Consider the following 19,085-nt stretch of genomic DNA (forward strand, 5'->3'; position numbering starts at 1 on the left):
TGACCAAGGACAATCCATCGTCGAGCGGGTTGGCTTTTTACCCCTGTAGATATGCCTGCAAAATTGAGCCCCGAACAGCTATTGGCTTAGAATTTCGAGCAGGGGGAGTCACGATATCGACAGCAATTCTGGGCTTGGGATGAGCGGTGGGCTGGCAAAACGATACGTTAGGAAGAGACAGTGATGACCAACAGTGCCGATGACCGACTGAGCCGCATTGAGGCCATCGTAGAAGCTAATGCCACGGCCATTGCCGAACTGCAGCAGGCCACGGACTCCGGCTTTGAGCAAACCCGCCAACGAACCGCCGAACTGCAGCAGACCATGGACTCCGGCTTTGAGCAAACCCGCCAAATCATCGAGCGCGAAGCTGCCGAAGCCATTAGCCTCATCAGCGGTCTAGCCGAGCACCAAGAGGAAACCGATAGCCGCTTCAACAATCTGCTGCAGGAGGCTCGTGCGGACCGGCAGCGTAACGAAAACGAGCATCAGGCATTTCGGGAGTCCTTTCAGAATATGCTGGCCGAAATTGCCCGTATCTGGCAGCGCCTGGCAGGATAGGCCTATACAGTGCCCTTGCTACTCTAGAGATCTATACACCCTCACGCTGCCAAGATGTCAGGATCACCGAATTGTGGTATGTTATTGAGCAGTAGAAGGGGAGTAGCCCTAGATCCTGGCAGGATCTAGCCGTCTGAATCAACATGCTGGCGATGAGCCTGGTTCAGATGGCGAATCGATTCCAACTCATAGCTTTGGCTGTCCTACTGCCTAGGCAGGCCAAGATGTGAGTTTGGCGCTAATCAGCATTTTTCGATTCGCACGCGAGACCTTCACTGAGTCCACGGTTAAGTGGGCTTGGTGGGGTCTTTTAATCCTTTAAAGGGATCCGTCATGCCTGCTTAACCACCACATCACGGAAACAGGCATGAGCATATTGACCGGATTTACGGCAGGGTTACTCTTGATTACCCTGTCTGAGTTGGGAGATAAGACCTTCTTCATCGGCGCTATTCTAGCCATGCGCCATTCCCGTCGTTGGGTATTTACCGGGGTGACGGCGGCCCTGTTGGCCATGACCATCCTGTCGGTCCTCATTGGTCAGGTGGTGACGGCTTTACCCCACGTTTATGTACAAGGAGTCGCCATCGCCCTATTCCTGGGCTTTGGCGGCAAACTGCTTTACGATGCCTGGTCCATGGCTAGGCCAGGGGACTTAGACCATGAACAGGCGGATGCCCTGGCAGCAGTCGAACAGCGAGAACAGGGCCTGACCACCTGGTCCACCGGAGCCATTTTGGCTGAGGCCTTCACCCTTACTTTCATGGCAGAGTGGGGGGATCGCACCCAGCTGGCTACCATTACCCTGGCCGCTGCCCATCATCCCATCGGCATTGTGGCTGGGGCCAGCCTAGGCCATACCATCACCACCTGCATTGCTGTCATCTGCGGCAAGCTGGTTGCCGGTCGCATCTCTGAGCGCCTCTTGACAGGGTTAGGCGGCGGGTTGTTTGTCTTATTCGGTCTGATTACCGCCCTGAGGATGGGCACCTGAGTCAGCTTCACCAGGATAATTGCTGTCCTCTGAGCCCGGCAGGGGCTACTAAGCTGTAGCGGTGCAGCAGGGAAGGCAGAATGTCGTAGAGCTGAGCCTGCTGCAGCACCTGCCCCTGCTTGGGATCCTGGGGATCATAGAAGATCATCAGGCCCTGGGGAGCGTGATTAGCGTCGTCGGGACCGGTGTCATTCTCGACCGCATAGATGCTGTCAAAGCCGACGCTACCGATGGAACGCCAGGCCAGATCATCGAAATAAACGATCAAATCGGGGGCTCGTCCCCGCACCTTTTGGTAGATCTGCTGGGGCTTGAAGGCCTCCACCTTGAGGGGACATCCCGCCGGACCCGGCAGCTGACTCAGCTGGTCAATCAACTGGTCGCGGGTGGCCTCATAGGCGGCCATGGGCACCACTCCCTGGGGTTCGCGGCCCTTGACGTTGAGAAAGATGCGAGCGTAATAGCCCCCGGCTCCCCAAGCTTGGGTCTGCTCCCAGTCCACCGCAACCTGATCCAAGGATTGGGGAGTGTCCGGCCGTTGCTTCAGAGTGAGGTAGCCCTGGGCCTGCAACCATTCATTGATGCAAATGCCCCCCATCAACGGTTGGGCCCCATGGTCTGAGACTACCAGCACCGCCGTGTCCTGATCGCAGTGCTCTAGCAGGGAGCCTACCCGCTGATCCACATGGCGGTAGTAGTCATAGATGGCCGTGGCATAGGGCGAGTCGGGCTCATACTGGGGATGGCGCGGGTCCATCGGTTTCCAGAAGGCATGGTGAATCCGATCGACCCCCATGTCGACCAGCATCAGAAAATCGGGACCGTCTTGAACAATCAGCTTCTCTGCCAGGGTGAAGCGCTGGTCGCAGAGCCGATAGAGATTTTCCAGAATCTGCTTTTTATCATCAGAGCGAAAATTGGGCACATCCATCATGAAGTCCGGCATCCAGCTGCGCAGCTGCTGTCCCAGCTCTGGCGGATGGGTAAAGGGCACCTCGGGGCTGGGAGTGAGAAAGCACGATACCAACGAGCCATTGACCGGATAGGGGGGCGACGTCCCCGGCACACTCAACACCGCCACCTGCCAGCCGGCCTCCCCCAGCAAGTCCCACAGTCGCGGAAATTTCACCGCCCGTCCATCAGAGATGGCCATACTGTGATAATTACGGTCCTGACGGTTGCGAAACCCATAGATACCCAACTCCCCTGGATCGCGTCCGGTCATCATGCAGCTCCAGGCCGGTACCGTAATGGCTGGAATGCTGCTCTCGAGACGACCATAGCTACCCTGGGCCATGAGGCGGCTGAGGTGGGGCAACTGAGAGCGCCACTGCTCGAACACCAGGGAAGGCTCCATGCAGTCGAGGCCGATAATCAGCAGGCGGGGAGTAGGCATAGTAATAGCCAGTAGCGATCTCCTTATTGTAGGCGTCCCTAGGACTGGGATAACCGTTTCACCGTTTCCCCCCCTAGGCGCTGGTGGGTCTCGGCCAACAGCTTGGGAATCTTCTGGGCGTGAGGGCTGCGGGCTAGGCACTTCGATAAGTCCAAGCGGTCAATATCGCCAGCTTGTTGACCGGGAAACCAATGGCCGCCATTGCCCAGGAGATTGTAGCGGGCCTTGGCATACTCGTCCATATCAAAGGCCACCAGCAGGTTATGCAGCCAAAGGATAGTGGGAATGTTGATGCGCCCAGGAGTATCTTCCGGCGTCGGCAGTCCCACCTGCCAGGTGCGTAGCCAATCGGTGCCTAGGGCATCGCTGGCAGCTTGCTCCAGTCGCTGCACAATTGGCGGTAGGATTTCTGCGGCTTGCTCTAACAGCGGCAAGACCTGCAAATGCTCATCAAAGTCGCTGGGGCGAGCCGCCCCTAGGCTGAGGGTATGGACCTGGGGATGGCTGAGGCAGAAGAGATCGTTGAAGACCATGGGGCTGAGGGGCGCACAGAGGTCAACTAGCTTCTGGGGCGGGTTGTAGAGATGGCCGCCCTTGTCTGAAGGACTGATGATGAATACCCCCATGTCATGGCGATTGGCGGCTTCAATGGCAGGCCAGTTGTCCTGATTGATGTAGTACCAGTGCAGATTGACGTAGTCGAATTGGTTGGTCTCGATGGCCTGCAGAATCACCCAGGTGGGGGCATGGGTAGAGAAGCCGATGTGGCCAATGCGTCCAGCCCGTTGAAAGGCTTGGGCCACCTCTAGGCAACCTCCCGGTCGGACGGTGTAGTCCAGCAGGTCTGGGGTGTTGATGCCATGGATGCCGAGCAGATCGATGTGCTCCAGCCGTAGATTCTGCAGGGATTGCTCTAAGGTGCGACGAAAGTCTTGGGGATCGGGCTTGGGGGAAATTTTGGTCTGGACGATCAGCTTTTCCCGGGGCAAGCGGGGCAGAATCCGCCCCAACTGGATCTCAGAAGTACCATAGCCCCGGGCTGTTTCAATGTGAGTGATGCCGACCTCTAAGGCCCGGCGAATGGTGGCCTCGAGGTTAGCTTGGTTTTTCTGGGGAATTTGCCAGTGGGGACTGTCTTTCCAGGAATGCTGATAGCGCATGCCGCCGCAGGAAAAGACGGGCATGGGTAAATTGGTGCGGCCAAAGCGTCGATACTGCATTGGTCAAATGTATGGAGGCTCTCTTCCACTGGTTCTATCACAGAACTATAAAGAAGCACTTCCCCTGGGGTGATGGGGTGTATAGCCTAACGGCATTCAAGCAAGGCGGAGCCTGCCTGGAGGGCTGAGTGTTGAGTGTTGAGTGTTGAGTGTTGAGTGAATGGTTTGGCGCCCTGTCAAACGGTGGATGGGCGGGCGAGTAGGCCGATAGCGGATAGAGGTAAGGGGACAGGGTAGGGGCGCGGGAAAAGGCAGCAAATATCTCGGGGGCACAAGTCTGGTCGGGGTAGGAGTCTGGTTCGGTAGAAGGCGGCAACCTAAGCGGCCTTCAGATCACCCTTTCATCCTTTCTCCTTTTGCCTTCTGATTTTCTATCGTTTCCGTCCCCTTGCGGGGTAATGGGTTTTGAACCCCCTCGATCTGGAGCCCTTACAGGGCAAAGGTTTCAGGGGGGTGTTTTCGCTAGGGTCTCGTGGAAAGCAAAATTATTGCGAATCCCTGTCAATAGACCTCTGTGGAAAACACCTGAAACCTTTACGTAGCAAGCGATTCGCTAGGGTTAACAAAACTATGCGGTTTTCAAGGATCGGAAGACCCCCACGAAAGCGAGAGATTTACGAACATATTAGTCGCTGAATATTTGAAAATCAATCAAATCGCAGGATTTCGCAATATTCCATAGTTATCCAGCTCTCTCGCCGCTTCCGACATCATCTGCTGTCGCACCACCAGCGGCGCAATCACCTCCCCCTGCGGTCGCCAATCGCGCAGTCGCATCGTTACATTAATATCCCCTACCCGCATCCAGCCCCGGTAGTAGGCATCTGTAGCGGGACGCTGGGCCAGTACCTGCAAAATCTCCTGCTGTTCCGTTGCCTCCGCCACCTCAATATGCACCAATTGCGCCAACTCCCCATAGCTCACCGGCCCAAAGGTGGGGTGGCGCTCCGTATCCTGTACATACCCGTGGGCAAACTCCGGCTCAAACCGCATGATCAGCAGTGCTTTGGGCAGATAAAAATTAAATCCCCAGGCCGCTGCCAACTGCACCTGCACCTGTTCTGGGGTAGGCAGTTGCCCGGTGTCCCGCAGGGTTTTGAGCTCGGGGGGCACCGCTGGATCGCCCCAGGGTAAGACCCTCAGGTGGGGGGAGCGGATGCGATCCAGGCGGTAGTTATGCCAGCCAATGTGGCCATCGGGATCTTGGCCATAGGCGCTGAGGTACTTGGCCCGGCGGGCATAGTGCACACACACTGGATACACCGTCACCGTGGCGGTGCGCCGTTGGCGAACCACCCAGTTGTCAAACTGAATCACGCCGCCATCGGGGGTTTGCCAGAGGGCTTCGATTTGCTGCTGGTAGCTGTCCACCCTCATTGACTGACAAAACCTGCTAGAACCCAGACTATCCAAAGGGTCAGGGAACCTGCCCCCTACAGCATCCGAAATCTGGTAAGGGCGCGGAAACCGCGCCCAATGCAGAATCTTTTGTCAGTCAACCAGCTGTCCACCTGCTCTTGCATCTCATCTGAAAGAATATAGTGCAAATGCAGAAAAATCCGATTGAAACCTTAATTTACGAACTTTTCACTCTAAAAAACTTGACTATACTCGCCGTTTTTGATCAACTAATGCAAATGCAGGTGAAATGAGACCAACTACAGCCGCAGTTAAATTTAATCCCTGGATAAAAGAGCTTTCGGGTCCAATAGTTATAAAAACTATCAATGAAATCAACATAACGACAAGAGATATGGCACCCACGTACCAGAGTAGGTATGATTTACGTAAAAGAGAGGACTGACTATTTCTGACTGGATCAGTCTTGCTCAAGCAAGTATAAGAGTAATCCGTTTCATTCAATACGTGGTAGAGAAAATCATCTGAACGATTTGGATCGTATTTTGGTTTCAATTCAAATGTGTAAACTGACTCAATACCAAGTGCAAGGCATACGGCAAAAACATCTATGCTTGGTCTTTTAGGAGCAGTCGTTAAATCAACTATCCATTTTGTATTTTTCTGACTTTTGATAACCTGGTACAATTCTCGCTTCAGATTTGAGTACTCAATCGGAATTAATTCCCTTTTCAAAAGTTGCTCATTTATTTGTTTGTAAACACCAGAGAATCGCGAAGAAAGGTCGCCTAGTCGGCCCCATATTTTGCTAGAAATGTTACTTGCTTCAGAATCAGTAATTCCTGTTTCAGTTCCTTTGATGTGTATCAGTTTGATTGCTTCTATTCCCATATTTTCATAGGCATATGAAATCGCATTAATGTACGAATCGACATTGGGAGAGAAGAGAAAAACTAAAAGTGTTTTAAGCATCAAGAAAATCCTCCAATTCTCTAAACTGACGAACACAATTCTTGCCACTTGTCTTAGCCAGCTTTAAAGCAAAGTAAGCTTCTCTTGGAGTTTTTCCAAGTCCTATTGATAGTGTGCTTTTGGCCTTTTTCTGAAATTCAAATCTAATTTTTTCGATCAGATTGAGAGTATCGTCTGTTTTGCTAATGCGGGCTAAAATATTATCTCCACCTGTAAATATTATTTCTGCCTCGCAAGACTCTATAAGCTCATATTCTAGCCAAAGCATCGCTTTATGAAATACTTTTGAAAATTCGAAAATTTTAGCTGATTCATTTCTCAACATAAGATATTCAAGATGATGTCCAACATCATCACCATCGGCAGCAAAATAGAGTTTAGTCATACATTTTCTTTCAAATAATCAATGGTTTGCCGCCTAAATTTTAAGTTAGGAAGAACAAGGATAAATTCCATATAAAGAGACAAGTGTTAGGTGTCTGCCACCTTTATCATATTAATTAAGCAAGGATATCGATTAGTCATGAAGTCAGATCATGGCTGATTTAAGAACAACGATACTTTTGTATGAATTGCACTTATCTTATATCAAGTCTCCATTCCTTGCCTCCCAATAAATCAGGTCTTGTATCCAGTTTGTGTTACCTTCTCACCACCTGGGGGCGGCCCTGCTGGTGGTCGGCCCACCCGACAGCGGTAAGTCGGTACTCAGCCATGCCCTGTTTCGGGCCTTGCTGCCGGAGTATCCGGACGTGTTTTTGCAGCGAGCCCAGTGGGATGGGGAGGGCAACTGGACTTTAGAGCTGCCGGAGTCAGCAACAGCAGCGGATCGGGAGGCCTTCAAGCTGTTCTATAAGGGCGGCTTGACGGCGGGCTTTTTCCCGTATCAGGCCCAGGCGATTTTGCAGCTGCGGCGACGGAAGCCGCTGGTGATAGTGGATGTGGGCGGCAGGGTGCAGCCGGAGAAGGTACCGATTTTGGAGGCGTGTTCCCATTACCTTGTACTCAGCTCAAAGCTCCGGGAGGTGAAGCAATGGCATGAGTTTTGCGGCGATCGGGGCAATTTATCGCCATTAGCAGTTATCCACAGTAGAATGGCACTGACATAAGCCGTATCAAGCAACTAGTTTAGCTTTCGCAACCGAGCGCGGTTCTTGCATTCTGGGGAACGGTTTGGGGCGACGTTTGACCACTCGGGGTTCTGAGCGGTGCGGTCGAAAAGGGATAATCAACTCCCGCACAGCGTTTAACAAGGCTTGGTAGCCTTGCGGTCGCGCAGATGGCGAGAGATGCAGCAACTCGGGTCGGAAATGATTGAATTGTTGCCGCGTGCCCTGTAGGGAGAGCCGCAAAGCCCCGACCTCGGCATCGGCGCCGGCTTCCCACATCAGCGTTCGCAGCAGATTGTAGGCCAACAAATGCACCCAAATACTTTTAGTCACCATGGTAGGGGTTTTGGCGGCAACCATCTCCATGGCTAAGGTGGTTTTGAGATGTCTGAGATTGACTTCAGCGGCTTGCCAACGCAACTGATAGAGTTGGGCCAATTTGGCTCTAGGATAGCGTTTGGGGTCTATCAAGGTGGTCACTACCACAAAGTTGCTCGGGCGAAACCCAGGGACTTGAATCGAGAGATAGACTTCGCGCACCTCAAGCGCCTCGGGCAACGCCTCAAACTCCTCCGGTGAAAGGGCATGAGGACATTTTTTCGGGCGCTGCCACCGGACGATGTGGTCGCCAATGCCTAGCTTTTTGCCGCGCCTGAAATCACAACGGCGTTGATGATGCTTGCGAAAGACGGCATCGGCTCCCATCGCGGTGACTCCAGCCAAATCGACATAGGTGCCGTAAGCCGAATCGGCCACCACCACATCCTCTGGGCACAACGTCTGATAGAGGTGACGGGCTAAGCGCCATTCACTGACCCGAAAGGGAGCCATTGCGACTTCCAATACCGCTCCTGTGGTCACACAAAACCACACTTGCAGCTTCAGGAGGGGAAAGCCACAGCCGCTCTTTTGATTACTGTGCTGGGGATACGCCCGTTGATTCACTTCGGTATCGCTCATCAAAATCGTCGTCGCATCAAACGCCCTCACGACCCGACCGCACCACCGCTGAGCTGGGGATACCTGCGCCTGTAAAGCCGTGGCGACGCGCTTTACAAGCGGTGGAAAAATCGATTCGGGCCAGCGTTTGCGGGCTTTGCTGTAGGCGCCCGTATCCGCCGACGGCACGCTCAATCCAGCCACCCGCATCCAGGTCGTCACGCGCTTGACAGCATGGCTCAAACTGCTGTCCGAATCGAGAACTTGCGACAGCCAACTCCACAGCACCACTATCGGGGTGTAAAGCACTTGGCGATAAGTGACTCCCTGGGCCTCCAGCACCGCCTGAATCTCTGCTTCCGGCAGCACATCGCTAAACGGTAGACCGATGCTGTTCTGGTATTGCTCCTTGAGGACTGCTGCACGATTCGGCATCATAGAGACATGGTTATGGGCTTCGACGCTTTGATTCTTACAGATCAAGCGCTTGAAGCCTTTTTTGCTCTCTTATGTCAGTGCCATTCAGCCCTAGTAGACCCCCAGCAGTTGCAGGAGTGCTTCTTGAGTTGGGTGCAGCAGCTCACGGAGCAGTTGGAGATTAACCTGATTCATCTCGACGGGAAAACGGCGCGGGGGTCCTATGACCGAGAGAGGTCGTTGAGAGCCTTGCAGACCGTCAGTGCCTGGGCCTCAGAGCATCATCTGGTGCTGGCGCAACACCGCGTCGAAAGCACCTCGAATGAGATTACCGCTATTCCCGAATTGCTCAACCTGCTGGATCTCGACGGTGCGATTATCACCCTGGATGCCATGGGCACGCAACGGGAGAGTGCTGCCCAGATCCGGGAGCAAGGAGGGGACTACATCCTGGCACTGAAAGGCAATCAAGGGACCCTCCACCACGCGGTGAAGACCTTCTTTCAGGAGGCGGAGCGCACTCAGTGGGCAACCCTGGATTATAGCTACAGTAGCACCACAGAAGCCGGTCATCATCGCATTGAACATCGTCAGGTCTGGGCGGTGCCGCTGAGTCAAGTGCCCGAGTTGCCCACTCACCAGACCTGGAGCGGCCTGGCTACCGTTGTGATGGTCAGCGCGACCGCCAATTGTGGAACAAGACGACCCATGAGGTGTGCCTCTACATCAGCAGTTTGCCAGCTGAGGCCAGTGTGTTGGCCCAAGCGATCCGCTCCCATTGGGGCATCGAAAATAGCTTGCACTGGGTGTTGGATGTCACCTTTCGGGAAGACTCGAGTCGGATTCGCAGCGGTCATGGTCCTGAAAACATGGGCCTCTTACGGCGTTTGGCCCTGAATTTACTCAACCGGGCTCCCTCTAAGCAGAGTCTCAAACAGAAACGCTATCGCGCTGCCATGGACAATGACTTTGTCATCGAGGTGTTGCTTGCTCATGACGTTGGCTAAGGCCAGCGAAACGGCCCTGATAAGGGGACACAAACGATTGGAGGACACGACAATCCAGCTCATGCAGCTCTCAGACTATTCCAACGGGGTTGGAATCACGTTTTCAGCATCTAAAACTGGCATGACTCATAAAATCCTGATCTGGATTCTGAGCATTATGTCAAGCTGATTTACGTGCGATTGCCCTGTATGAGGGGCAGACCTTAGAGGCTGTAGTGACAGCCATTAAAGGTAACAGAGTCACTTATGAAATGTTAGGCACTATCAAGCTAACGGCTAGGGAACCTCAAAAGGCCAAGCTACTGTCGGAGGGTCAGATTGTCACTGTCAAAGTCACGGCTCTAAAACCAGATGGATCACCTAAGAACGTCAAATTTACGGGTTAATTATTATGAATACTGCGCCAACCACTTCCTATCGGTCTCCCTTTGTTTCTACCTTCCTATCCCACTCCTCTGCCGATAGCGATCTGGCGGCAGCCGTGACCAAACGCCTAGGGCGTCGCGGTGTTTTAACCTGGCTTGATAAAAATGAACTACTCGAAATGGGGTCGCTGGATGGGGTTCTGAAACAGGCCGTCCAGCAGCAGGCAACCTTGACGCTTTTTCTATCTGAAGCCTCTCTAAAGTCTGAGTGGTGTAGAGACGAACTCAGATGGGCGATCGAGGCTCAGGCGGGGACCGATCATTTGCTGCCGGTATATTTGGGAGATCCCCTGAAGCTGATCAAAAGCCATCCTCTGCTGCGCGAAAGGTTTCTGCATGCCGATGGCAATCGCGTCAATCAACTGGGCTATGCCTGCCAGCAGGAGGCCGGCGAACCGAATCCAGATGCGATCGCACAAAAAATTGCCGCCACCGCCTACCACCGTTCCATCCCTGACCCCTGGTCTGAGGTGGTGATTGTGTTAGACCAACGGGGCAGTGGCCCCCGCCGTGGCCTCCCAAAACTTCCTGCCAACATCGCCAGTCTCCAAGCCCCCACCCTCACCTTTCGCCCCGATACCAGATCCCGCCAGATGCGAGAACTGCTAACTGGCGACGATTGGGACGATATGGCCAACACCCTGAAACAGTCCCTATCTAACGCCCTCGGCACAGTGCGGGGAGAGCCTCGTAAAGTACGGGTTCTCGGCAACGCCCAGACAGGGCTGGTATGGGCCGTGGGCCGCCACTTTGACCGCACCACCGCTGCCGACCTCTACGGCTATGATCGAGATGGTCTAGCCGTCACGAATCAAGGGCAAGCAAGGCACACCCCCTTACTGGGCGGAAATCCGGAGAGAGCCCAGCCAGCCAACGATAAAGCAAAAGCACCAGAGGTTAAGTTGCCCACGGTCGCTCTGGGCATTGGGTCACAGCGGCGATACGGTTCTCAAGTCCAAGACGCTGGGCCTGATCTGCCGTTGTTTTGGATAGAGTCTGGCTCAATCGAAGACTCCAAACAGGCTATGGAGCTAGTGGCAGATATCGTGGCCTCTGTCGAACAGTTGCGGCGAGAGTATGGCACTCGGGAACTCGTCCTGTTTTGGACCACCGCCAACCATGTGGCCCTGCTGGCCGCCGCTAACCTGACCTCCCATGTCATTCCTAAAATCAAATATATGGAATGGGATCATGCCAATGATAGGTACGTGCATCTTCCCATGTTGGGGGATTGATAGACCTTCCATTTCAAGGCTTATTACTTTGAGCAGCATCGTCTGACAATCAGTCAGGCTATGCTGATAGCAAGACTGTCTCTGGGACCAGCCACCATGCCGTTTAGCGGATTCAAGAGCCTGGGCGAAACTCTCAAAGAATTTGAGATTGTCTACACCGAAGCGAACTTTATCGAGGGTGTGCCGTTCGCTATCTCAGACTATTTCCGGCAAGACCTAAGGCTCATGTTGGATGATGCTGTGGTAGACAACTCCGAGTACGCGATTTGCGAGAACCTGGTGTATCCCATTCTCAAAGAAATCTGGAAGCAGTATCGGCGCAACTTTATTCTCTGGAGTCATGAGTTTCTCAACTGCGATGCTCAGCTGTCAGGGTTTCCCGAGTATATTTTGGCGCGGCGATCGCCCCTCGGCAAAATCGTCTTCGACAAGCCCTACTTCGTGCTGGTAGAAGCCAAGCAAGACAACTTTGATGCTGCCTGGAGCCAGTGCCTCGCTGAGATGATTGCCGCTCAGCGCTTGAACGACAATGAACAACTCGTGATTTTCGGCATTACCTCCAACGGCGATCGCTGGCAGTTTGGCAAGCTGGATGGAACTCAGTTCACCCTTAACCGAACTTTCTACACCATTCAAGAGTTGGACACGTTGTTTGCAGCAGTGAACTACGTGTTTCAGCAGTGCGAGCAACAGTTGAATGCCCTCATTGCTGTTTAGACCTCTGGTATATCGGCGACAGATGTTATAAATCATCCTGCCTTTCCCTCACCCACTGCCGCCAACCTCTACGGCTATGATCGAGATGGTCTAGCCGTCACGAATCAAGGGCAAGCAAAGCACACCCCCTTACTGGGCGGAAATCCGGAGAGAGCCCATCCAGTCAATAATAGAGCAAAAGAACCAATGGTCAGGAATCCAGCGCGGTACCCTGAAAGAGAGCACGCCGATAGCCTCACCATGCAGACCTCCGAGCAGCCCCTGAAGTTAGATCCCAGCCTGACCACAAATCCAGACGGGTTCGATGCCCACGATCCTCCTAGCCCAGAGCTAATCAATGCCTGCGTTCACTGTGGCTTCTGCCTCACCACCTGCCCCAGCTATCGGGTCATCGGCAAGGAAATGGACTCCCCCCGGGGCCGCATTTACCTAATGGAGGCCATCAACAAGGGAGAAGCGCCCCTGTCGCCAGCCTCGGTGCAACACTTCGACTCCTGCCTGGGCTGCCTAGCCTGCACCACCGCTTGCCCCTCCGGCGTCCAGTACGATAAGTTAATTGCCGCCGTGCGGCCCCAGATCCAGCGCCAGCATCAGCGCCCTCTGCCACAGCGGCTGTTGCGACAACTGATTTTTTCCCTCTTTCCCTACCCCGACCGGCTGCGATTGCTGCTAGCGCCCCTGGCCCTGTACCAACGCCTGGGGTTGTCTCAGCTGGTGCAGAAAACCGGGGTGCTACAACGGCTCTCTCCCAATCTGGCCGCCATGGAATCCTTGCTACCGCCGGTGACGCCGAAGTGCTTCCAAGACAACTTGCCGGAGGTGGTTCCAGCCCAGGGAGAACGGCGCTACCGGGTGGGCATGATTTTGGGCTGTGTGCAGCGGGTATTTTTCACCGGGGTGAACGAAGCCACGGCCCGGGTCTTGGCCGCCAATGGCTGTGAGGTGGTCATTCCCAGGGATCAGGGTTGCTGCTCGGCCCTACCGGCCCACCAGGGGGAAGAGGCTCAGGCCGAGGCCTTGGTCCGTCAGATGATTGACTGCTTCGAGGCGGCCCAGGTCGACTATGTGATCATCAATGCCGCTGGTTGCGGCCACACCCTGAAGGAATACGGTCACATTCTGCGCCATGATGACGCCTACCACGAGCGGGCCGTGGCCTTCTCCAACCGGGTGCGAGACGTGCAGGAATTCTTGATGGAAGTGGGGCTGACGGCGACGTTGCATCCCCTCACCCCGGGATCGCTGCCCGTGGTCTATCAAGATGCCTGTCACCTGCTCCATGGCCAGAAAATCAGCCAACAACCGCGGCAGTTACTCAGCCAAATTCCCGGCATCGAGCTGCGGGACCCCCTAGACGCCGCCCTCTGTTGTGGCAGTGCCGGCGTCTACAACATGCTGCAACCCCAGGTGGCTGCAGAGCTGGGGCCGATGAAGGTGACGAACCTGCTGAATACGGGCGCCCACCTGATCGCCTCGGCCAACCCAGGCTGCTCCCTGCAAATTCAGCGGTATATGCCAGAGAACCAGATTCTCCTGATGCATCCCATGGAGCTCCTGGACCGCTCGATTCGTAATCAGCCCCTGTCAGGACTCTAGGAAAGTCATCTCGCCTTATTCCACCCCCTGACTCCATTTAAATCTCTCTACTGCTGTTGGACACATTGGGCATCCAAGACCACCATGCCGTCTTTGGCAAAGACGCGACACTGGGGATCTAGTCTAGCCAAGGCAGAGGTCTCCCCGGCTCGCAGGTGTGCCAAGGCATTGGCGGCGGCGGGCTGAAATTGCGTTAGCCATTCGTGGCGCTGGAAGTAGTCGACCGCGAAACTCTCGGCTTCCACCAGCCACAGATCGATGTCGTAGGTCTGAGTCACCGCCTGCAGGGTAGCCAGATCGGGGCTGTACTGGGCGGTGATCAGATCAAGCCCCCGCCGCTGATACTGGCGGTAGTAGCCCATGTGGTAAGGAATGCCATTCTCTCGATTGAACAGGACGGGGCGCCGGGCAAACATCTGCAGGTTGTCGGCCTCCCGGGACAGGCTGGCAATCAGGGTATCTTTAGGCTGCTGCCGTAGAAATTCATACAGGGCGGGGCGCTGTCCTTCCACATAGAGGGTAACGGGAAAATTGCTGACGGTGGCGGTGTAGCCCATCAAAGCGACGGCCACAGCCAGGGTACCGCCCAGGGCCAGGAGCCTACGGCAGGGCCGCGGGGGAGAAGTCGACGTGGCCCAAGCCAGCAGCCGGTCTAGCAAGACGGTGAGGGTGAAGCTAGCTGCGATCGCAAACAGAATCCGAAAACTGTGGTGGGTATAGCGACTGGGCAACTGCAGTCGAAACAGCAGCAGATGGGCCAGGACAAATGTCCCCAAAGAGGCCAATAAGAGCCGTCCCAGCAAACCACTATTGGCCTTAATCCGCTGCACCAACGGCCAATGGCTGCACCGGGTCAATAGAATCGGTAAACCCAAGGCAAAGGCCAGGGTGACTGGGGTCAGGTAAGGATCGGGGAACAACCCGGCTCGGCCCCCTAACCAGAAGATGAGGGGATTGTCGTCAAAAAATCTCACTCTCCCCCCAGGCCAAAATTCAGCCATAGTTTTAGCCAATGCCGGGGTCGTCACCGGGCCAAACTGGGAAATTTCCAAGCCGTAGGGGGCCAACAACGCCAGCAGCACCCCTAATCCGATCCCAGAAAACCAGTAGTCTCGACGCTGCCGCGACAGGGCTGGGCGACCCCGATGCCATCGCAGCAACCCGGCTACCAATACCCCTCCCGAGAGAATGCCACATTGTGGATAAAACAGGGGCTGTAGGACTAGGGCTGCCACCATGGGCCAGAGCTGTCGCCGATGATAGTAATACAAGAAGGCCAACAGCATGGCATAGACAAAGGATCGCGGCGTCGCCGACACCAGATCATCCCTGAACCAGAGGCTCTGATTCAGCAATAGAGAGCTAGCAAAGGCGGCGACGGGAATCGGCAGCAGCCGTAGGGAAAACATGAAGCAGTAGCCCGTGGTCAATAGTCCCAATCCCGTCGGCAGCAGCTTATTGAATACAAACGGATGAATCCCTAGCCAGGCCACGAAGCGATAGAAGGCACTGTAGCCAAAGGGGGCAACTGATTGGAAATAATCGGCAATTAAATCATTCGGCAATAGCTCCGGATCGACGAAACGCTGCATCCAGAAGATATGGTGCCTGGCATCGTCCTGCAGAATGTAGGGGCTGCTAAAGGCTTGCTCCAGGCCGAGGTAGCTGTAGTAACTCGAGAACCCTAAACTTAGGAGTAACCAGAAGCGCACCCTGGAGTCTGTCAGGCGGGCTGCCGGAGTCATTAAATACTTACGCAAACGAGTCATTAGCAGCATGGGCGTCAATACGCTGAAACTCAGGCCGTTTATTGCTGGGATGAGGGAGATATGGTGCTGCGGGAACGCCCCATGGACGCGATGTAATGGCCAATCAGGGGTAGCCCTCCCAGGGCCGGGAGCAGATAACGTAACGTGCACAATAGCCCTAGGGCTGCCCCCGTGGCTGGCATGAGAAAGGGCTGATAAAACAGGATCAAGGCGGCATCCCGAGTGCCAATGCCGGCGAAGGTGAGGGGCAGTAACCCCACTAAAATAGCCAACGGCGTTAAGGCTAAGCTCGTGACAAACGGTGTCCAGGCATTGAGGGCTAAAATAAACAACCAAATCTGGCACAGATGAAGCAGCCACAGCAAGATAGACACCGCCGCAATCACTCCCACCTGGCGTCGGTTGGGCCAGAAATAGTCATGCATGTGATTCCATGAGCGCTGAAAGTTTTTGACTTTTTGGCGAATTGGGTGAGGTGAGATCGCCCTAATTCGACTCAATAGAAAATTGGCTGCCGATCGAGATCCCAGCAACAGGAATCCCACGCCACTACACAATAAAACAACCCCTGCCAACAGCCAAAATGTCTGACCTTTCTGGGGATATAAAATAAGGCCAAAAGCACACCACAATAAGAGAGCAAGTAAGTCACATGCCTTTTCGAAAATAACCACTGTAAAGGCTAAGGATTGACGTAGATTACCGCGATCCGCTAAGAAATAGGCCTTGACAATCTGCCCCATATTCGATGGCAGGACCATATTAAGAGTTCCTGCTACTAAGATTAAGCGGATAGCTTCAACCAGACCGATAGACTGTTGGGTTGGTGTCAGTCGCTGGAGCCGCCAGGCTGGGATGACAATCAGTAGCAGCATCATGGCCAGACTCAGGCTCAGCCAGAGCAAATTGCACTGCTGAAAGACATCCAGCAAGCTGACTAGATCGATTTGCCGATAAATGACGACCAGAAGAGCCAAACTGATCATCAGAGACACTACTTTTTTAATCGTGGCTGCCAGTGATATGTTGACAGCTAACGCTGGCTTCGCCCCCGCTTGCTCCTGCTGCAACTGATTAGACTGACTGTCCTGAGCATGTTTTCTGGGTTTGACAGGAATCATAGTGGGTGGCGGTTGAGCATAAAAACCTAGGAAATCACTTTACCAGAAGAGCGTTTGCAGCGGTTGACCCCGGCTACCTTGACGGCAACCGCAACAGTTTGGACTGTCAATGGGGGCATCACCGATCAGTTCAAGATTCCTTCCCAAATCCGCGATTTTTGCTTAAGTTTGCCGTAAATACCGTAGCAAGTCTACTGCCAAGCCATGTCAGCCATCATCCACACCAACAGCTCCCCAGAAGAATCTATCCTTTTGTTCGAAGTCACTCGCAGCAATGGCCAACTGCGGCCTCAGCAGCTCAAGCCTCAGGAGCTCGCTGTCAAGTCTGCCCAGGCCCTCGATCAGGCCATGGGTACTATTCAGGGAGTGGCCAACTGCACCAGCGAGACTCTGGGCAAGTTGGCTCAGTCCCCCAGCGAAGTGGAGATAGAGTTTGCCATCAAAGTCGATGCTGAGGTCGGGGCCTTGATCGCTAATGGCCGCCAAGAAGGGAATCTGCGGGTGAAGTTGGTCTGGAAAAACGACAGGCATCTCCAGTTAGAGAATGGAGTTGACCACTCAGTTCCTGGACCAGGAGAGCCAGATCCAGCCTGAGATCGGTCGTTTTCCCTTAAGCAATCCTCCAGGTTTGGACGCGGACTCTCTACGCTATTACCCAGGAGATCTTCATCTCCGTCATCCCTACGCAGGAATAGATAGGCAAAGAGTGGTCAGACACCGGTCTTAGCAGTAGGCTAGCGATGGAGTCAGCAGGGATTACCGATGGACGTCCAGACGCCCGATTGGGTTAAGCATGCCGTTTTTTACCAGATTTTTCCGGATCGCTTTGCCCGCAGCAACAATCACTCCTATGGGCCGGCCATGGCGGCAGCCCTAGAGCCCTGGGACGATCCACCCACCCTAGAGGGCTACAAAGGCGGAAACCTCTGGGGCGTGATCGAACGGCTCGACTATTTGCAGGATCTCGGCATTACCGCCATCTACTTCACCCCCATCTTTCAATCCACCAGCAACCATCGATACCACACCCACGACTATTATCAGGTGGATCCCTTGCTAGGAGGGAATGAGGCCTTCTTTGCCCTACTGGAGGCGGCCCATCAGCGGGATATTCGTGTTGTCTTGGATGGCGTGTTTAATCACACCGGCCGCGGCTTTTTCTACTTCAACGACATTCTGGAAAACGGTCCCCATTCTCCCTGGTTGGATTGGTTCAAGATCGAGGCCTGGCCCCTATCGGCCTACGATGGCTCCCTACCGGCCAACTATATTGGCTGGATCGGCAATCGGGCCCTGCCCGAATTTAACCACGATAACCCCGCCGTGCGGGAATACATCATGCGGGTGGGCGAACACTGGATTCGGGCCGGCATCGACGGCTGGCGTCTGGATGTGCCCTTCGAGATAGCCACCGAGGGATTCTGGCAGGAATTTCGGCAACGGGTCAAGGCCCTTAACCCCGATGCCTATATCGTCGGGGAAGTCTGGAAAGATGCTCGCCCCTGGCTAGATGGCACCCAGTTCGACGCGGTGATGAATTACCTGTTTACCGGCCCCACCATTGCCTATGTGGCTGGTCCACGGGTGCAGATGGAATACGCAGAACTGCCCGATTATTATCCCTATCCGCCCCTCGATGCCCGAGGTTATGGAGACAAGATCCAACAGCTGCTGGAGCGCTATCCCTGGGAGATTCAACTCAGCCAGCTGAACCTGCTGTCGAGCCATGACATTGCTCGGCTGTTATCGGTAGCTGGAGAGGACCAAGCCAGCTTAGCCCTCGGCGTGCTATTGCAGATGACCTTCCCTGGAGCGCCCAGTGTCTACTACGGTGACGAGGTGGGCCTACCGGGGGGGCTCGATCCTGACTGTCGCCGCACCTTTCCCCCCCAAGCGCAGTGGAACCAAGAGATGCTGACCCTGCATCGAGGGCTGATTGCCCTGCGGCGAGCACATCCGGCCTTGCGAGTGGGGGGCTATGAGGTCTTAGCTGCTGAGGGAATGACCTATGTGTTCGCCCGGGTATTGCCCCAGGAACTCATCATCATTGCCGTGAATGCCGATGAGCAGCCCTCTCAATTGACAGTGCCGTTTGCCCTGGATTGGTCTGAAGAGCTACCTCAGCAGCGGCTATTTGGTCAGGGCTCGGCCACCTGGCAACAGGGGACAGCCTCCCCCCAATTAGCCCTAGAGCTCCCGGCCCGCTCAGGATTAGTGCTGGGATAGGCTCCTGGGTATCTAGGGCCGG

General features: G+C 54.6%; 15 protein-coding genes and 2 pseudogenes. 9 read left to right on the forward strand and 8 right to left on the reverse strand.

What is annotated here, in order from left to right:
- Positions 1–183 precede the first annotated feature (183 nt).
- Positions 184–561 carry a hypothetical protein gene (locus tag XM38_RS06695; protein WP_080814242.1) on the forward strand — a complete coding sequence of 126 codons (378 nt, stop codon included), beginning with the start codon at positions 184–186 and terminating at the stop codon, positions 559–561.
- A 367-nt stretch (positions 562–928) separates the two neighbouring features.
- The gene (locus XM38_RS06700) at positions 929–1,555 is read left to right on the forward strand and encodes a TMEM165/GDT1 family protein (protein WP_187329312.1); all 627 of its coding nucleotides are present in this window, start codon (positions 929–931) and stop codon (positions 1,553–1,555) included.
- 7 nt (positions 1,556–1,562) lie between these two features.
- Here the strand turns inward: XM38_RS06700 and XM38_RS06705 are convergent, their stop codons facing one another.
- From XM38_RS06705 to XM38_RS06725, 5 genes are all read right to left on the reverse strand, one after another.
- Complete coding sequence (locus tag XM38_RS06705) at positions 1,563–2,951, reverse strand: alkaline phosphatase family protein (RefSeq protein ID WP_080814244.1); 1,389 nt, start codon at positions 2,949–2,951, stop codon at positions 1,563–1,565.
- A gap of 38 nt (positions 2,952–2,989) precedes the next feature.
- Positions 2,990–4,171, reverse strand: coding sequence for an aldo/keto reductase (locus XM38_RS06710; protein WP_088429371.1), 1,182 nt, complete (start codon positions 4,169–4,171; stop codon positions 2,990–2,992).
- 651 nt (positions 4,172–4,822) lie between these two features.
- Positions 4,823–5,542 carry a TIGR03985 family CRISPR-associated protein gene (locus XM38_RS06715; RefSeq protein ID WP_256995537.1) on the reverse strand — a complete coding sequence of 240 codons (720 nt, stop codon included), beginning with the start codon at positions 5,540–5,542 and terminating at the stop codon, positions 4,823–4,825.
- 234 nt (positions 5,543–5,776) lie between these two features.
- Positions 5,777–6,502, reverse strand: coding sequence for a hypothetical protein (locus XM38_RS06720; protein ID WP_080814247.1), 726 nt, complete (start codon positions 6,500–6,502; stop codon positions 5,777–5,779).
- Positions 6,495–6,887: a mCpol domain-containing protein gene (locus XM38_RS06725; protein ID WP_080813553.1), complete on the reverse strand. Its 393-nt coding sequence runs from the start codon at positions 6,885–6,887 to the stop codon at positions 6,495–6,497. Before XM38_RS06725 ends, XM38_RS06720 begins: the two co-directional genes overlap by 8 nt.
- A gap of 280 nt (positions 6,888–7,167) precedes the next feature.
- Between XM38_RS06725 and XM38_RS06730 the strand changes: the two are divergent.
- A pseudogene (locus tag XM38_RS06730) lies at positions 7,168–7,602 on the forward strand (CRISPR-associated protein Csx3); the annotation flags it as partial.
- 15 nt (positions 7,603–7,617) lie between these two features.
- Here XM38_RS06730 and XM38_RS06735 read toward each other — a convergent pair.
- Positions 7,618–8,988: an IS4 family transposase gene (locus tag XM38_RS06735; RefSeq protein ID WP_080813551.1), complete on the reverse strand. Its 1,371-nt coding sequence runs from the start codon at positions 8,986–8,988 to the stop codon at positions 7,618–7,620.
- Between the two features lie 12 nt (positions 8,989–9,000).
- On the opposite strand from XM38_RS06735, the pseudogene XM38_RS06740 reads away from it, so the two are divergent.
- The 4 genes and pseudogenes from XM38_RS06740 (at position 9,001) to XM38_RS06755 (ending at position 13,947) form a co-directional block, all read left to right on the forward strand.
- Positions 9,001–9,974, forward strand: a pseudogene (locus XM38_RS06740) (ISAs1 family transposase).
- A gap of 391 nt (positions 9,975–10,365) precedes the next feature.
- Positions 10,366–11,634: a TIR domain-containing protein gene (locus XM38_RS06745; protein ID WP_088429375.1), complete on the forward strand. Its 1,269-nt coding sequence runs from the start codon at positions 10,366–10,368 to the stop codon at positions 11,632–11,634.
- A 96-nt stretch (positions 11,635–11,730) separates the two neighbouring features.
- Entirely contained in the window at positions 11,731–12,351 is a 621-nt protein-coding gene (locus tag XM38_RS06750; protein ID WP_080813546.1) for a hypothetical protein, read from the forward strand.
- A gap of 240 nt (positions 12,352–12,591) precedes the next feature.
- The gene (locus XM38_RS06755; protein ID WP_080813544.1) at positions 12,592–13,947 is read left to right on the forward strand and encodes a (Fe-S)-binding protein; all 1,356 of its coding nucleotides are present in this window, start codon (positions 12,592–12,594) and stop codon (positions 13,945–13,947) included.
- A gap of 47 nt (positions 13,948–13,994) precedes the next feature.
- Here the strand turns inward: XM38_RS06755 and XM38_RS06760 are convergent, their stop codons facing one another.
- Positions 13,995–15,716 carry a hypothetical protein gene (locus XM38_RS06760; RefSeq protein ID WP_202978842.1) on the reverse strand — a complete coding sequence of 574 codons (1,722 nt, stop codon included), beginning with the start codon at positions 15,714–15,716 and terminating at the stop codon, positions 13,995–13,997.
- Between the two features lie 38 nt (positions 15,717–15,754).
- Positions 15,755–16,837, reverse strand: a complete 1,083-nt coding sequence (locus tag XM38_RS06765) for a lysylphosphatidylglycerol synthase transmembrane domain-containing protein (RefSeq protein ID WP_256995538.1) — start codon at positions 16,835–16,837, stop codon at positions 15,755–15,757.
- A gap of 204 nt (positions 16,838–17,041) precedes the next feature.
- On the opposite strand from XM38_RS06765, the gene XM38_RS06770 reads away from it, so the two are divergent.
- Together XM38_RS06770 and XM38_RS06775 are read left to right on the forward strand one after the other, a co-directional pair.
- Positions 17,042–17,431, forward strand: coding sequence for a CU044_2847 family protein (locus XM38_RS06770; protein ID WP_080813540.1), 390 nt, complete (start codon positions 17,042–17,044; stop codon positions 17,429–17,431).
- Between the two features lie 168 nt (positions 17,432–17,599).
- Positions 17,600–19,063 (forward strand): glycoside hydrolase family 13 protein, encoded by a 1,464-nt coding sequence (locus XM38_RS06775; RefSeq protein ID WP_088429377.1) that lies wholly within the window; start codon positions 17,600–17,602, stop codon positions 19,061–19,063.
- Positions 19,064–19,085 lie beyond the last annotated feature (22 nt).

Source organism: Halomicronema hongdechloris C2206 (genome assembly GCF_002075285.3).
Classification (GTDB): domain Bacteria; phylum Cyanobacteriota; class Cyanobacteriia; order Phormidesmidales; family Phormidesmidaceae; genus Halomicronema_B; species Halomicronema_B hongdechloris.